Consider the following 14,167-nt stretch of genomic DNA (forward strand, 5'->3'; position numbering starts at 1 on the left):
TGGCACACCGGCCAACCGGTCATGCGATCCCTGACCGCCTACGACCACTGACCCCTTGGAATCGATCATCTAGTGCCTCGCGTAAGGAGTGGCCGGGCGCGCGGCACCTGAGCGGCCAACCCCGTCACCAGCTCTAGAGTGGCCTGGTGACCGACGCAGCGGGGAGGTCCGGCGACCGCGGGGCCGGCCGGCAGCCGATCTGGGCCAGACCCGAACGGGGAACCCGTGGCCCGACGCCGACGCGCAGCCGGGAGGCGATCGTCGCGGCGGCGATCACCCTGGCCGACACCGAAGGGCTCGCCGCGGTGTCGATGCGCGCCGTCGCGAGCGCGCTCGGCACCGGCGCCGGATCGCTCTACCGGTACCTGTCGTCCCGCGACGACCTGCTCGACCTGATGACCGACCGCGTCGTGGGGGAGCTGCGGCCGTACCCGCCGGAGCGGGACGACTGGCAGGACGAGATGCTGCTGGTTGCCCGCCAGCAGTTGGCCCTGTTCCGCGCCCACCCGTGGCTGGTGGACGTGATCCAACGGCCGTCGGGCGTTGGTCCGGAGAGCCTGGCCTGGTTCGACAACTGCATCCGGATCCTGGAACCCGTGCGCTGCGCCGTCAGCGCCAAGTTCGAGGCGATCGCCGTGCTGACCGGCGTGGTGAGCCTGTTCGCCCGCAGCGAGGCCGCCGCCGGGTCACCTGGCTTCGCGGGCGTCGACCTCGGGGCGTACCCACATCTCGTCGCGGCCCTCGGCCGGGTCGGGCCGCCGACGCCCCCGACGGACCTCTTCGAGCGGACGCTGCGCAGCCTGCTCACCGGCCTGCTGACGCCGGCGTCCGCCGATTGAGCGGGCGGGCGACGGAGGGCGTGCCCCCGTCGCCCGCCAGCACGACGAACCGGGGCCCGAGTCAGGCGCGCGCGGCGCGGACGGCGTCGCGTAGCCCGGTGGTGGGTCGACCGATCAACCGGCTGAGGTCGTCGCTGTCGGTGGCCAGCTCGCCGATGGCGATCGAGTGGTCGAGGGCGGCCACGAACCCGGCGGTGCCGGCGTCGAGCCCGACGTTCTGCAGCGCGGAGGCCAGCTCGGCGGTCGACATGTCCCGGTGCACGACAGTCGTGCCGGTGACCTCGGTGACGGCGTCGGCCAGCTCGTCGAAGGTGAACGCGGTGCCGCCCAACTCGTAGACGGCGTTGCCGCCCTCGTCCCGGGTCAGCGCCGCCGCGGCGGCGGCCGCGTAGTCGGTCCGGGGAGCGGCCGAGACCTTGCTGCCGCCGGTGGCGCCGAGGATGGTGCCACTTGACACGTACTGCGGAAGCTGATCGGTGTAGTTCTCGGTGTACCAGCCGTTGCGCAGCACCGTGTACGACAGGCCCGACGCGGCCAGCACCTCCTCGGTGGCCTTGTGCTCGGGAGCGAGCGGGTTCGTGGTCGTGTCGGCCTTCAGGATGCTGGTGTAGACCAGGCGCTCGACCCCGGCGAGCCGGGCGGCGTCGATGACCGCGGTGTGCTGGGGCACCCGCTGCCCCGGGGTGTCCCCGGAGATGAGCAGCAGGCGGCGTACGCCGGCCACGGCGCCGGGCAGCGTCGAAGGCTCGTCGTAGTCGGCCTGGCGGATCTCGACGCCGCGGGCGGCCAGGTCGGCGGCCTTCTGCGGGCTGCGGACGACGACGGCGATCTCGGCGGCGGGCACGCCGGTGTCGAGCAGGTGCTCGATCACCAGCCGGCCGAGACGGCCGGTGGCGCCGGTGACGGCATAGGTGGGCATGGGGACCTCCGATGAGCGGTTACTTCCCGTAAGCACTTACGAATCTACAGCACAAGTCGTTGAGTAAGCCTCGGGTAGGCTGGTGACGTGACCGACATGCCGGCCCACGACCCGGCGGGGCCTACCCAGGAATTCGTCAGCGATGTCTTCGCGCGGAGCTGCACCTCCCGTGCCGCCTTCGAGGACGTCACGTCGAGGTGGGCCTCGCTCGCCCTGCTCGCGCTCGGTGAGGGCAGCTACCGGTTCAACGCCCTGCGGCGGCGCATCGAAGGGGTCAGCGAGCGGATGCTCTCCCAGACCCTGCAGACGCTGGAGCGCGACGGGATGCTCACCCGCGAGGTGCTCACCGCGATCCCCCCGCGCGTCGAATACACGCTCACCCCGCTCGGTGTCCGGGTCGCCGAGCAGCTCCGTGGCCTCGCCGACCTGCTGGAAGCCTCGGTGCCCGAGGTGCGGGCCGCCCGCGAGCGGGAGCGGCCCTGAGGGACCGTCCCGCGCTGGACGGGCACCCGCCTAGTTGGTGTCCTGGGCGCAGATCGTGGTCATCTCGGCGAGGTAGCTCGCGAGTGTGGGCAGGCCAGCCTCGGCGCGGCGGCGTTCGACGCCCGGCTCGTCCCTGATCGGGGTCGCCGGGACGGGACCGTCCGGCCCGCAGCGGATTTGTGTCCCGTACACCTGGGGCTCGCCCTTGGCCACGGCGACCCGGTCCTCGAGGTAGGCGAGGTTGCCCGGCGACGCCTGGCGGGCGGCGACGGCCGCGCGCAGCAGGTCCAGCGCCTCCTGTTGGAAGGTGGGGTCCAGGTCGGAGTGCTGGACGATGGCCCAGGCGGCGTTGCCCCCGTCCTCGCCCACGAGAGCGAAGGTCGGCCAGCCGTGGGTACGGATGATCTCTTTCAGCCGGAGGGTGCGCGCCTGGTCGGACTCGGTCTGCGGGGTGCCCTCGCGGTCGGCCTGGTCGCGCTCCAGCATCGCGATCAACTCGTCGTGCAGCGCCTTGTCGAAGGCGGCGGGGGAGACGGAGGTCGCAGGGGAGACGGAGGTTGCAGGGGAGAGGGACGTGGGCGGGGTGCCGACCGTAGGCCCGTCGGTGGTCCCGGGCGAGGTGCCGCAGCCGGTGAGGAGCAGCAGGCACACCAGCGGCCCGGCGACCCTCGACGAAAGCTTCACGGCATCGATTTTCGTCGCTGCCACGACGTGTCACAAGGTCGACGCCGGGGCGACCTCAGGCGTTCAGCGTCTCGCGGGGCGGCACCCCGTAGCTGGCGTGGTACCAGGCGGTGAACCTGTTGTGGCTGGCGAACCCCCAACGGCTGGCGATGGCCGACACGGTCTCCCGTCGAGGGTCGGCCCGGACCAGGTCGTGGTGCGCCCGGTCGAGCCGGACCCGGCGCAGGTACGCCATCGGTGTGGTGCCGAGGTGGCGACGGAAGGCGAGCTGCACCGCGCGCAGGGAGACCGCGGCGGCGTTGGCGATGTCGGCGGCGCCGATGTTCCGGTCGGCGTTCTCCTCCATGAAGGCGATGGCGCGACGCAGGGTTGCGGTACTGGCGCCGTGGCGGTCCCGGACGGTCTCGTCGGTGAACGCCGTGTTGGGAAAGATCGCGAGAGCCGCCGCGGCGAGCATGCGGGCGGCGCTGCCGATCACCAGCGGCTGGACGCTGGCGGTCGGGCTGTTCAGGACAGCATCGTTCACGTACCTGGTGGTCCGCCGCCACTGCCGGGTGAGGGTCGCGTCGACGGGGCCGAGGTCGGTGAAACGGATCGGACCGGGCCGCCGCGCCGGCGTGGCGGTCGCCACCTGTCTCAGTACCCCGACGTCCAGGACGCAGAGTTCCACCTCGCCGGGTTCCCACCGCAGGTTGAACGGCTCGCCCGGTCGGTTGGTCAGGAACACGTCGCCGGGGCCGAAGCGGTGGGTCTCCCCCTGAGAGGTGCGGCTGATCAGGGCGCTGCGGGTACGGCAGACGATCAGCCCGTCGATGTCGCCCACCTCGATGTCGAGATGGGCGCTCTGGCCGGTCGTCGCGAGGGCGAACGGCCCGGCGTCGACGCGCTGGTGGACGAGGTGGTAGCCGGTCTCACTCGCCTGGATGCGCAGGTCCGCGGTGTATGTGCTGGCCAGGAAGCGGTGGATGGCCGCCGGGTCGTGACTCTCGAATGCTCGGGCCTGCACTGGTGACGTCATCCGCTGTCTCCGTCCGAGAGGAGACCGCCGGTCGGATCGGGGCCGGCGGTGTGGTCGGGACGTGGCTGGGCGCACGTGCCGGTGATCGCGGCGCGTTGCCGACCGGGTTCGGCGGTGGTGGTGGCGTCATTCCCAGCAAATCACATATCTATTGATGGGAATACCACCATACGGCAGTCGGCCGTGCACGTCGGTCGATCCGCTGTTTTACCGAGCCGACTTCGCTTTCCGGCTATCGCGCGCGGCGATCCTGCGCCCGCTGTCCTAGTCGCCCCCGGTGCGGCAGCGAAATCTTGTTCATGATCTCCCGGGCGTCCCGACGCCCGGATCACAGCCGGAGATCCGGCCGACAGGCGGGGGTGAGTCGTTGGACGGTACCGATCCGGACCGCGTCGTACGACTGGCGGTAGCCGAGGCGCTGGCGCGGGTGGCGGACGAGGACAGCCTGGGACTGGGCGAGGGCGACGCGCTGATGAGCCTCGGCGTCGCGCTGCGGGAGGTGCTGCGCCGCGCGCTCGACGACCGCGTACCGCTGACCACGCCCGAGTTCGTCGACCTCTGCCGCGACCTACGGCTCAACCGCGACTCGTTCGACCTGCTGGGGCACTACCTGCTCACGGCGTTGCTGGCCCACCACGTCGGGCCGGACGCCCTGGTACGCGTCGGGGCGCTCCTCGGCACCGTCCGGCGCTACCTGCCCGGCGCCCGGCCGCCCGCGGCCCGTAACAAGGGCCCCGAACCCCGGCGACGCGACGTCCGCGCGGACAACAGCGTCGTGGGCCGCTACCGGCGTGCCAAGCTGCCCGAGCACCTGCCCAACCCGCCGAGCTGGACGTGTACCGGCTGTGGCCGCGAATGGCCCTGCGCGACCAAGCAGAGCCAACTGCTCGCCGAGTTCGGCGGGGCGCGCACCTCCCTCGCCGTCTACCTCGGCTCGTGCCTCGTCGCCGCCGCCCAGGACCTGCCGACGCTGCCCCTGCCCAGCGCACGACACCGCTTCCTGGGCTGGTTGCCCCGCGCCCGGATCTGACGACGGCGCGCCGCCGTGGGGGCTGGGCAGAGAGGCATCGATGCGATGGAATGTCCTGGACGCGTCGTACCCGGAAGGACACCGATGCCGACCTCCCGAACCCGCGCACGTAGCGCCGCTGCCATGGCCGGCCTGCTGGTCGCGACGCTCGCCGCCGCTCCCGCCAGCGCCGACCCGTCCGACCGGCACCGTCCGGCCCCACCCCACGTCGTCGGCACCGCCACGGTCCCCGCCTACTCCTACGCCAGCGCGATCCGGGAGAGCGTCTGGGTCGAGACCCGCGCCGACAGCGACGGCGACGGCGTCCGCGACCGGGTCGCGGTGGACATCGTCCGGCCCCGGGAGGCCGCCGCCGCAGGGGTCCGCGTACCGGTCGTCATGGAGGCGTCGCCCTACTACCTCTGCTGCGGCCGGGGCAACGAGGGCGAGTTCAAGGCGTACGACGCGTCCGGCGTCATCGCCTCGGTGCCCCTGTTCTACGACAATTACTTCGTTCCGCGCGGCTACGCCTTCCTCGCCGTGGACCTCGCCGGCACCGCGCGCTCGACCGGGTGCGAGGACGTCGGAGGCCCGGTCGAGGTGGGCAGCGCCAGGGCGGTGGTGGACTGGCTCAACGGCCGGGCCCGCGCGTACACCGCCGATGGGCGACCGGTCGACGCCGGCTGGAGCACCGGCCGGGTCGGCATGATCGGCAAGTCGTGGGACGGCTCCGTCGCCAACGGGGTCGCCGCCACGGGCGTGCCGGGCCTGGCCACCATCGTGCCGGTCTCGGCCATCTCAAGCTGGTACGACTATGTGCGATACCAGGGGACGCTGGTGTCGACCGACTATCCCGGCTGGCTGCACTCGGTCGTCAGCAGCCGCCCGGAGGCCGCCTGCGCGGCGGTGCTCGCCCGGCTGCGGGCGGACAGCGCCGAGCAGACCGGCGACTACAACGGGTTCTGGGCGCAGCGCGACTACCGGCCGTCGGCCGACCGGGTGCGGGCCAGTGTCTTCGTGGCACACGGTCTCAACGACCTGAACGTCACCACGAACCAGTTCGCCCGCTGGTGGCAGGAGTTGGCCGAGCGGGGCGTACCCCGCAAGCTGTGGCTCTCCCAGGCCGGTCACCAGGATCCGTTCGACGTGCGACGCGCCGAGTGGGTGGCGACCCTGCACCGCTGGTTCGACTACTGGTTGCAGGGGCTGCCGAACGGGGTGATGGACGAACCACGGGTCGACCTGGAGACCGCCCCCGGCAGGTGGACGACGCAGCGCGACTGGCCCGCACCCGGCACCCGGGACGTGCGGGTTCCCCTCGGCGTCGGGGACGGCGTCACCGGTACCCTCGGCGGCCGCGCCGCGCGGCCGGGCCAGGAGCGGGAGTACGTCGACGAGGCGCTGACCGAGGACGCGGTGGTCGCCGAGCCGAACAGCGCGACCGCCGGCCGGCTGGTCTTCCTCTCCGGTCCGCTGGACTCCGCGCTGCGGATCTCCGGCAGCGCGTCGGTGCGACTGCGCGTCCGGGTGGATCGGCCGACCACGCAGCTGAGCGCCCGCCTGGTCGACTACGGCACCGCCGAGCGGAGCTGGTTCGGGGCGGTGCGGACGCTGGACACCGAGTCCTGCTGGGGCGCGTCCACCCAGGCCGACGACGCCTGCTACCGCGACACCGAGGAGATCACCGAGGTCTCCGACCACGCGGTGCTGGCCCGGGGTTGGCTCGACGCCGCGCACCATCGTTCGCTGCGGTTCACCACGCCGCTGCGGGCGGACCGGTGGTACACGGTCACCGTGCCGCTGAACGCGTACGACGCGGTGGTGCCGGCCGGGCACGTCCTCGGCCTGGTGCTCGGTCAGAGCGACCCGGAGTTCACGATGGCCGAGGACCGGGACGCCGCCGTCCGGGTCGACCTCGGGCACAGTGAACTGGTCCTGCCGGTCGCCGGTCGGACCGGGTTGCCCGCCGTCGCCGTCGCGCCGACGGTGGTCACCGCGCCCGCCGCGCCGTCGACGGCCGAATCGGCACGCGTGAAGCGGGAGCGCCAACGGCCCTGATCCTGCCGCCCCGCTGTCGTTTCGTCACCCAGCGGCGCGTCGCCGTGCCCTTCAACGGGCTCAGCCAGGGAGTTCATCGGGTACCCGTCCGGCGTACGGCGGGCGTTCACCGACCTCTCCGAGGCTCCTTGATCGAAAGAGCATTCGCTTGATCGAGGAGAGGCTCTGACGTGAGAGACAAGCAAGCCGAAGAGGTCGAGCGCGCGCAGTTGTCGCGGCGCAAGCTGGTCAAGTACGCGGGTGTCGGCGCGACGCTGGCCGCCGCGAGTCCCCTGGTGGGCGGCGGCGCGGCGTGGGCCGACGAGGAGCGCCGGCCCGGCGACGACGAGGGCGACCGGGGCGGCAACAAGAACCGGTCGTGGCGCGCGGGTGACCACCACGTCCACTCCGAGTACAGCGGCGAGTTCGACACCACGAAGTCCCCGATCGTCTTCCACAAGGGCGCGGACGCGGTCTACCCGATCGTCACCAACGCCATCATGGCCAAGAACTTCGGCCTGACCTGGGCGATGTGCACCGACCACGGTGGACCGACGCACTCGAAGGTCAACATCGAGCAGGCGTACCCCGACCTGCTGCGGTCCCGCAAGCTCGTCCCCGAGGTGCTCCAGTTCTGGGGCATGGAGTTCGACGCGCCCTCGCTGGACCACCACACGCTGATGATTCCGCGCCACGACGACGAGGCGAAGCAGCTCTTCGAGCTGGAGAGCCGCTTCGCCAAGTACGACGCGTTCCCCACCGACCCGGCCCGCGACACCGAGGCCAAGATGGTGGAGTTCCTCAAGGTCGCCCGGGGCATGCCGCACAAGCCGTTGGTCATCGCCCACCACGCCTCCCGTTCGGCGACCGGCCTCGGCGTCTACGGCCAGGACACCCCGCGCGAGTTCCGCAACGGCAACAACGCCGCGCCCGACGTCTACATCGGATTCGAGGGCGCGCCCGGTCACCAGGCCGGTCCGCTCAACGGCGGCAAGCGCGGCGGGTACGGCAACCACCCCACCTACGGCGGCTTCGACCAGATGACCGCACGGGTCGGTGGGCTCTGGGACTCGCTCCTCGGCGAGGGGCGGCGCTGGTGGATCACCGCGACGTCCGACTCGCACGTGCACTGGACGCGCGGCGGCTCGGACTTCTGGCCGGGGGAGTACAGCAAGACCTACGTGCACGCCCGCCAGGACTACGGCGACATCATGGACGGCCTGCGCAACGGCCGGATCTGGGTGACCACCGGCGACCTGATCCGCAGCCTCGACGTGAGCGCCACGTCGCAGGGCAGGACGGCCGAGGTCGGCGAGACCATCACGGTCAACCGTCGCAGCCGCACCGACGTCGATATCGAGATCCGGTTCCGCCCGCTGGACGGCGTGAACGCCAACGGGGACCGCCCGGAGGTCCGCCGCGTCGACCTGATCGTCGGGCAGATCACCGGACCGAGCGCCAACCTGGACGCCGACACCAACCCCACCACCAAGGTGGTGGCCCGGTTCGGCCCGCGGGACTGGCGTCGTCAGGGTCACGACTACGTCATCCGGCACACCCTGCGCAACGTCGATGCCGACACGTACGCCCGGGTGCGCGGCACCAGCACCGACGAGGCCGAGCCCCTCGCGGACGGTCTCGAGAGCCCGTGGGACGACCTGTGGTTCTATTCCAACCCGGTGTTCGTGCACGTGCGCTGATCCCGCCCCACCTACCCTGTTGATCAAGAGGTTCGCGTCAGGATTCCGGCCTGCGGTGACGCGAACCTCTTGATCAACGCCGTTCTGGGGGTGGGGTGGGGTGGGTGTGGGTTACCGCTTCGCAGAGGTCGCGGAGGGGGTCGGTGGCCTGGGTTGAGCAGGCCACTCTCTGCAGCAGGGTGCGCAGGGTCGTCGACTCGGTCGGCGTGAGCGACCCCAACAGGTGCGCCTCCACCCGCCGCAGCGCCTCGCGCCGCTGCTCCCAGGCCGCCCGGCCGGCGTCGGTGACGTCCACGATTCGGCTGCGCCGGTCGGACGGGTCGGCCCGCCGGGCCACGAAGCCGGGGCGTTCGAGGTCGTCGATCAGGTACGTCAGCACCGTGCGGTCGATCCCCAACTCCTCGGCGATCGCGCCCTGATTACGGCCCGGGCCGTTGACCGAGGCGGTGAGCACCTGAAAGCCGCGCGGACCGCCGGGAAAATCGGTCAGCGCGTGCTCGGCCGCCCGGACGTAGCCACGGAAGGCGATCCCCAGCATCCAGCCCAGGTCGTCGTCGAGCGGATCGGGCCGTTCCGGCCGGTCGGTGGCACCCGTCATACCCGAACGATAGCCGAAGTCACAGACCTTGTTGGCAACAGATGTTCTGTCTGACATAAGGTTGGCATCGCGACGCATCACGCGACGCGGCGCGTACGACAGGAGGCTCGCACATGAGCGACTACGGCCACGACCTGGTCTTCGGCTCGTTCACCACGCCCGGGAACGACGACCCGGACCGCACCGTCGGGCTCGCCGTCCTGGCCGAGCAGGTCGGCCTGGACCTGGTCACCTTCCAGGACCACCCGTACCAGCCGCGGTTCCTGGACACCTGGACGCTGCTGAGCTTCGTCGCCGCCCGGACCGATCGGGTGCACCTCTCCGCGAACGTCACCAACCTGCCGCTGCGCCCACCCGCCGTGCTCGCCCGCAGCGTCGCCAGCCTCGACCTGCTCACCGGGGGGCGGGTCGCGTTGGGCCTCGGCGCGGGCGCGTTCTGGGATGCCATCGAGGCCATGGGCGGGCGGCGGCTGACCCCCGGGCAGGGCGTGCGGGCGTTGGAGGAGGGGATCGACGTCCTCCGGCAGATGTGGGACGCCCAGGCGCGCGGCGGTGTACGGGTCGATGGCGAGTTCCACCGGGTGGTCGGCGCGAAGCGCGGCCCGGCCCCCGCCCACGCGGTGCCGATCTGGCTCGGGGCGTACAAGCCGCGCATGCTCGCGCTCACCGGTCGCCGGGCCGACGGCTGGTTGCCCTCGCTCGGCTACCTCGAACCTGGTGACCTGGCCCGGGGCAACGCCATCATCGACGACGCGGCCCGCGAAGCCGGCCGTTCACCCGCCGACGTCCGCCGGCTGCTCAACATCTCCGGCACGTTCGCCGCCGTGGGCCGTGGCCCGTTGCACGGACCCGTCGAGCAGTGGGTGCGGGAGCTGACCGAGTTGGCGCTGGGGGACGGGATCGGCACGTTCATCCTGGCCAGCGACGACCCCGACGACCTGCGCCGGTTCGCCGGTGAGGTGGCGCCCGCCGTGCGTGAACTGGTGGCGACCGAGCGCGACCGGGGCGCCGCGTCGGTGCGTACCCCCGCCGAGGTCCTTGCGGACACGCAGCCGGCGGCGGTCGTCGCGCCCTTCGCGCCGCCGACCCGCGCGCGGGTGACCGCCGGCGCCTTCGCGGTGGTGCCGACGCCCGACGACGGCCGGCGGCTCAGCGGCCGGCAGGTCTGGGACGAGGCGGAGCGCCCCACCGGGCCGACGCCCGATCCCACCCGCACCTACACCGCCCACGAGCAGGCCACCGGCCAGCACCTGGTGCAGGTGCACGACGGGCTACGCGCCGAGCTGGCGCAGATCCACGACCTGATCGAGCAGGTCGCGGCCGGCGAGATCGACGCGGGCGCGGCGCGGTCGCAGATCAACACGATGACCATGCGGCAGAACCGGTGGACGTTGGGCGCGTACTGCGAGTCCTACTGCCGCATCGTCACCACCCACCACACCATCGAGGACCAGGCGCTCTTCCCACGACTGCGGCAGGCCGACCCGCGGTTGCGGCCGGTCGTCGACCGGCTGGAGCAGGAGCACCACGTCATCCACGACGTGCTGGAGGGTGTCGACAAGGCGCTGGTGGCGTACGTCGGCGCACCGGACGGCCTGGCCGAGCTGCGTGAAGCGGTGAACCTGCTGACCGACGCCCTGCTGTCGCACCTGAGCTACGAGGAGCGGGAACTCGTCGAGCCGCTGGCTCGCCTGGGGGTGAGCTGACCGGGTTGCCCCGAGAGACTTGAGAGACTATTTTCGAAACATGTCTCTCAAGAATCCGTACGGGGATTTCGAGATCACCGAGCCGCAGGCCCTGCGGGCGTTGGCACACCCCGTCCGCCTGGCCATCCTCGACCGGCTCCAACGACACGGCCCGTCCACCGCCACCGGGCTCTCGCCGCACGTCGGGGCCACGCCGTCGGTGGTGAGCTGGCACCTGCGCCACCTCGCGACGTTCGGCCTGGTCGCCGACGCCGACGGGAGCACCAGCAAGCGGGAACGCTGGTGGCAGGCGACCTCCCGTGGGTTCCGCTTCAGCCTGCCGGACGACGCCGAGGGGCAGGCCGCGGCGCGGCAACTCCGCGGCGAGATGTTCGCCCGGTACGCCGAGACGCCCCAGCAGTGGCTGTTGCAGGAGGAGCCCCGACTCGACGACACCTGGCGCGGGCTCGCGGGGGTGGCCGACACCTCATTCATCGCCACTCCCGACGAGATGCGCCAGCTGGAGGAGGCGATCGAGAACCTGCTTGCCCCGTACGTGCGGCGCAAGGACGACGACAGGCCCCCGGCCGGCGCGCAGGTCGTGCGGATGCTGCGCTACCTGCTGCCCGAGGCCGCCGACGATCCGTCCGCGTCATGACCGCCGTCGACGCCCCGGCCGCACCGGCCCCGCACCGCGACCGGCGCTTCCGCACCTTCTGGATCGGTCAGACGATCACGGCGTTCGGCGACCGGATCAGCGAGCTGGCCCTGCCCCTGATCGCCGTCGCCCTGCTCACCGCGACGCCCGTGCAGGTCAGTGTCCTCACCGCGCTGATCTGGCTGCCCAACCTGCTGGGCCTGTTCCTCGGCGCGTGGGTGGACCAACGCACCCACAAACGCCGCCTCCTGATCATCGCGGACCTGGTCCGCGCCGTCGTGCTGCTCAGCCTCCCGGTGGCGTACCTGTTCGGCGCGGTCACCCTGACCCAGCTCTACCTGGTGGCGCTGCTCACCGGCGCCGGAGCGGTGCTGTTCGCCCTGGGGCAGCAGGCGTTCTTCGTCGCCCTGGTGCCGCGCTCGGCGTACGTGGAGGCCAACAGCCAACTCAGCGTGAGCCGGTCCCTGTCGTTCATCGTTGGCCCGGCCGTCGGCGGCGGACTCGTCCAGGCGCTCAGCGCGCCGGTGGCCATCCTCGTCGACGCGGTGTCCTTCCTCTTCTCCGCGCTTCTGCTGCGTCGTATCCCGGTCACCGAACCCCCGCCACCGCCACGGCAGACGTCCACGCTCGGCATGGTCCGCGAGGGCATGACGCTGGTGCTGCGCCACCCCGTGCTGCGCGCCGCGCTCGGCTGCACCAGCACCGTCAACTTCTTCACCTTCATCGCGTCGGCGCTGCTGGTGCTCTACGCCAACCGTGAACTCGGCCTGTCGGCCGGCGCGATCGGTGTCGCGTTCGGCGTCGGAGCGCTCGGCGGCCTGGCCGGCGCGGCCCTGGCACCCCGCATCTCGCGCGCCATCGGGCTCGGTCGGACGGCGATGATCGGTGCGGTGGTGTTTCCCGCCCCGCTGGCGCTGACGGCGCTTATCGACGGCCCGACCTGGGCGAAGGTGGCCATGCTGGCGGCCATCGAGTTGGTGTCCAGCGTCGGAGTGATGCTGATGGACATCAACCTCAACGCCCTGCTCGCCGCCGTCACCCCGGACGACGCGCGCGGTCGTCGAGCCGGCGCGTACAGCGCCGTCAACTACGGCATTCGGCCGCTCGGCGCGCTAGTCGGCGGCACGCTCGGCACCACCCTCGGACTGCGGCCGACCCTGGTCGTCGCCGGAGTGGGCGGTGTGCTCGCCGTGTTGTGGCTGCTCGCGTCCCCCGTACGCCACATCAGGAACCTCGACACCGTCACACCCTGACCGACCCGGCCTGGCCGTCGCCCCGCGTGTGCCGCTCCCGACCGGACGCGCCTACCCCCTCAAGCGTGATGCCGGTGAGTCATCTTGATGACTCACCGGCATCACGCTCATCGCACCGTTAGCCCTCCGAGCCGACCTTGACGGCGTGCCGACACCGGGCGCCGGTCAGCTCGCCTCCGCCGCGAGCAGCGCGGCCAACTCGGCGGGCTGGGAGAACATCGGCCAGTGGCCGGTGGCCATGGTGACGAGCCGCCAGCGCTCGCTGGTCAGCAACGCCGCCACCACGTCGTTGGGCTCGGGCCCGTCGAGCAGGCACTTGACGTACGTCGCCGGCAGGTCGCCCAGGGAATCGCTCAGCACGGCCGGCTCGGTCAGCGTGCGGCCCGGATGCGTGGTGGCGCCCTTGACCAGCCGCGCGATCTGCTCGTCGGTGAGACCCTGACCGTCGAACTCGGCCGGGGCGAGCGGCGGCCAGTCGCCGCCGTTGTCGGCGAGAACGGACTCGAACGCCGTCTGACCCTGCCACCATCCGGATGCGAACGACCCGCCGTCGACCGGCACCTCCGAGTCGAGGAAGACCACGCGGGTCAAGCGGTCGCCGATCCGCTCGGCGGCCTGCCCCACCGGGATGCCCGCGTAGCTGTGCCCGACGAGCACCACGTCGCGCAGGTCGCGGCGTTCGATCTCGTCGACGATGTCCCGCACGTGGGTCTGCTGGCCGGCCGGCACTCCCTGCCTCTCGGCGAGACCGGAGAGGGTCAGGGGAAAGGTCTGGTGGCCGGCCGCCCGCAGGGGCGGCGTCACCTCGTCCCACGCCCAGGACCCCAGCCACGCTCCCGCCACCAACACCAGATCAGCCATGGCCGGAACCCTACTGCGGCCCTGCGACAGGTTCGCGCGTCACGACCAGGTCCGGGCCTGGGCGTCGAACACCTCGGGTGGACTCTCGACCGGCAGGACGCAGAGCAAATGCCCGCCGGGCGCGCGCAGGATGCGGCACTCCATCCACCGCGTTACCTCGGTGGCGCCCAGGCCGACCAGCCGGGCGGTCTCGGCCGGCACGTCGTCGGTCTCGATGTCGAGGTGGTAGCGCGGCGCGTCGTCGACGGCCTGGACGGCGGTGACCAGGCCCGGCACCGCCTCGTGCAGACCCACGAACTGCGGCTCCTCCGGGTGGGACCGGGTTTCGACGCCCAGGGCCGCCGACCAGAACTCCGCCGCCCGCGCGGCCTCCGCCTCGGGCGCGTCGATGAGCAACGCGTACACACGGCTTCGATGCATGCG

The 14,167-nt window shown here is 72.0% G+C and carries 14 protein-coding genes; 8 read left to right on the plus strand and 6 right to left on the minus strand.

Annotated features, from left to right (window positions below):
• The first annotated feature begins 146 nt into the window (after nucleotides 1-146).
• Nucleotides 147-839: a TetR/AcrR family transcriptional regulator gene (locus ACLQ25_RS22590; RefSeq protein WP_425732789.1), complete on the plus strand. Its 693-nt coding sequence runs from the start codon at nucleotides 147-149 to the stop codon at nucleotides 837-839.
• A gap of 61 nt (nucleotides 840-900) precedes the next feature.
• On the opposite strand, the gene ACLQ25_RS22595 is transcribed toward ACLQ25_RS22590, so the two are convergent.
• Entirely contained in the window at nucleotides 901-1,758 is an 858-nt protein-coding gene (locus ACLQ25_RS22595; RefSeq protein WP_425732790.1) for an SDR family oxidoreductase, read from the minus strand.
• A 96-nt stretch (nucleotides 1,759-1,854) separates the two neighbouring features.
• Here ACLQ25_RS22595 and ACLQ25_RS22600 point away from each other — a divergent pair, with 96 nt between their 5' ends.
• A complete protein-coding gene (locus ACLQ25_RS22600) occupies nucleotides 1,855-2,241 on the plus strand; it encodes a winged helix-turn-helix transcriptional regulator (protein ID WP_425732855.1) in 387 nt (128 codons plus the stop codon).
• Nucleotides 2,242-2,271: 30 nt separating this feature from the next.
• On the opposite strand, the gene ACLQ25_RS22605 is transcribed toward ACLQ25_RS22600, so the two are convergent.
• Together ACLQ25_RS22605 and ACLQ25_RS22610 are read right to left on the minus strand one after the other, a co-directional pair.
• Entirely contained in the window at nucleotides 2,272-2,925 is a 654-nt protein-coding gene (locus tag ACLQ25_RS22605; RefSeq protein ID WP_425732791.1) for a DUF6624 domain-containing protein, read from the minus strand.
• A 55-nt stretch (nucleotides 2,926-2,980) separates the two neighbouring features.
• Complete coding sequence (locus ACLQ25_RS22610) at nucleotides 2,981-3,943, minus strand: helix-turn-helix transcriptional regulator (RefSeq protein WP_425732792.1); 963 nt, start codon at nucleotides 3,941-3,943, stop codon at nucleotides 2,981-2,983.
• A gap of 367 nt (nucleotides 3,944-4,310) precedes the next feature.
• On the opposite strand from ACLQ25_RS22610, the gene ACLQ25_RS22615 reads away from it, so the two are divergent.
• The 3 genes from ACLQ25_RS22615 (at nucleotide 4,311) to ACLQ25_RS22625 (ending at nucleotide 8,689) form a co-directional block, all read left to right on the plus strand.
• Nucleotides 4,311-4,973 carry a hypothetical protein gene (locus tag ACLQ25_RS22615; protein WP_425732793.1) on the plus strand — a complete coding sequence of 221 codons (663 nt, stop codon included), beginning with the start codon at nucleotides 4,311-4,313 and terminating at the stop codon, nucleotides 4,971-4,973.
• Between the two features lie 84 nt (nucleotides 4,974-5,057).
• On the plus strand, nucleotides 5,058-7,010 hold the full coding sequence (locus ACLQ25_RS22620; RefSeq protein ID WP_425732794.1) for a Xaa-Pro dipeptidyl-peptidase: 1,953 nt from the start codon (nucleotides 5,058-5,060) through the stop codon (nucleotides 7,008-7,010).
• Nucleotides 7,011-7,180: 170 nt separating this feature from the next.
• The gene (locus ACLQ25_RS22625; RefSeq protein ID WP_425732795.1) at nucleotides 7,181-8,689 is read left to right on the plus strand and encodes a phosphoesterase; all 1,509 of its coding nucleotides are present in this window, start codon (nucleotides 7,181-7,183) and stop codon (nucleotides 8,687-8,689) included.
• A gap of 73 nt (nucleotides 8,690-8,762) precedes the next feature.
• Here ACLQ25_RS22625 and ACLQ25_RS22630 read toward each other — a convergent pair whose 3' ends face one another.
• Nucleotides 8,763-9,287 (minus strand): MarR family winged helix-turn-helix transcriptional regulator, encoded by a 525-nt coding sequence (locus ACLQ25_RS22630; RefSeq protein WP_425732796.1) that lies wholly within the window; start codon nucleotides 9,285-9,287, stop codon nucleotides 8,763-8,765.
• Nucleotides 9,288-9,400: 113 nt separating this feature from the next.
• Here ACLQ25_RS22630 and ACLQ25_RS22635 point away from each other — a divergent pair, with 113 nt between their 5' ends.
• The 3 genes from ACLQ25_RS22635 to ACLQ25_RS22645 are packed head-to-tail and all read left to right on the plus strand — an operon-like array spanning nucleotide 9,401 to nucleotide 12,883.
• Nucleotides 9,401-10,993, plus strand: a complete 1,593-nt coding sequence (locus ACLQ25_RS22635) for an LLM class flavin-dependent oxidoreductase (RefSeq protein ID WP_425732797.1) — start codon at nucleotides 9,401-9,403, stop codon at nucleotides 10,991-10,993.
• Between the two features lie 40 nt (nucleotides 10,994-11,033).
• Nucleotides 11,034-11,630, plus strand: a complete 597-nt coding sequence (locus ACLQ25_RS22640; protein WP_425732798.1) for a helix-turn-helix domain-containing protein — start codon at nucleotides 11,034-11,036, stop codon at nucleotides 11,628-11,630.
• Nucleotides 11,627-12,883 carry an MFS transporter gene (locus tag ACLQ25_RS22645; RefSeq protein WP_425732799.1) on the plus strand — a complete coding sequence of 419 codons (1,257 nt, stop codon included), beginning with the start codon at nucleotides 11,627-11,629 and terminating at the stop codon, nucleotides 12,881-12,883. Before ACLQ25_RS22640 ends, ACLQ25_RS22645 begins: the two co-directional genes overlap by 4 nt.
• Nucleotides 12,884-13,048: 165 nt before the next feature.
• On the opposite strand, the gene ACLQ25_RS22650 is transcribed toward ACLQ25_RS22645, so the two are convergent.
• Nucleotides 13,049-13,744: an alpha/beta fold hydrolase gene (locus tag ACLQ25_RS22650; protein ID WP_425732800.1), complete on the minus strand. Its 696-nt coding sequence runs from the start codon at nucleotides 13,742-13,744 to the stop codon at nucleotides 13,049-13,051.
• Nucleotides 13,745-13,783: 39 nt separating this feature from the next.
• Nucleotides 13,784-14,164: a VOC family protein gene (locus ACLQ25_RS22655; RefSeq protein ID WP_425732801.1), complete on the minus strand. Its 381-nt coding sequence runs from the start codon at nucleotides 14,162-14,164 to the stop codon at nucleotides 13,784-13,786.
• Nucleotides 14,165-14,167 lie beyond the last annotated feature (3 nt).

This window comes from Micromonospora sp. DT44 (assembly GCF_049841635.1).
Classification (GTDB): domain Bacteria; phylum Actinomycetota; class Actinomycetes; order Mycobacteriales; family Micromonosporaceae; genus Micromonospora.

Excerpts from the sequence above, each read along its gene's own strand:
- ACLQ25_RS22595 (WP_425732790.1), bottom strand. The coding sequence starts at position 1,758 with ATGCCCACCTATGCCGTCACCGGCGCCACCGGCCGTCTCGGCCGGCTG.
- ACLQ25_RS22600 (WP_425732855.1), top strand. The coding sequence starts at position 1,855 with ATGCCGGCCCACGACCCGGCGGGGCCTACCCAGGAATTCGTCAGCGAT.
- ACLQ25_RS22610 (WP_425732792.1), bottom strand. The coding sequence starts at position 3,943 with ATGACGTCACCAGTGCAGGCCCGAGCATTCGAGAGTCACGACCCGGCG.
- ACLQ25_RS22620 (WP_425732794.1), top strand. The coding sequence starts at position 5,058 with ATGCCGACCTCCCGAACCCGCGCACGTAGCGCCGCTGCCATGGCCGGC.
- ACLQ25_RS22630 (WP_425732796.1), bottom strand. The coding sequence starts at position 9,287 with ATGACGGGTGCCACCGACCGGCCGGAACGGCCCGATCCGCTCGACGAC.
- ACLQ25_RS22635 (WP_425732797.1), top strand. The coding sequence starts at position 9,401 with ATGAGCGACTACGGCCACGACCTGGTCTTCGGCTCGTTCACCACGCCC.
- ACLQ25_RS22640 (WP_425732798.1), top strand. The coding sequence starts at position 11,034 with ATGTCTCTCAAGAATCCGTACGGGGATTTCGAGATCACCGAGCCGCAG.
- ACLQ25_RS22645 (WP_425732799.1), top strand. The coding sequence starts at position 11,627 with ATGACCGCCGTCGACGCCCCGGCCGCACCGGCCCCGCACCGCGACCGG.
- ACLQ25_RS22650 (WP_425732800.1), bottom strand. The coding sequence starts at position 13,744 with ATGGCTGATCTGGTGTTGGTGGCGGGAGCGTGGCTGGGGTCCTGGGCG.
- ACLQ25_RS22655 (WP_425732801.1), bottom strand. The coding sequence starts at position 14,164 with ATGCATCGAAGCCGTGTGTACGCGTTGCTCATCGACGCGCCCGAGGCG.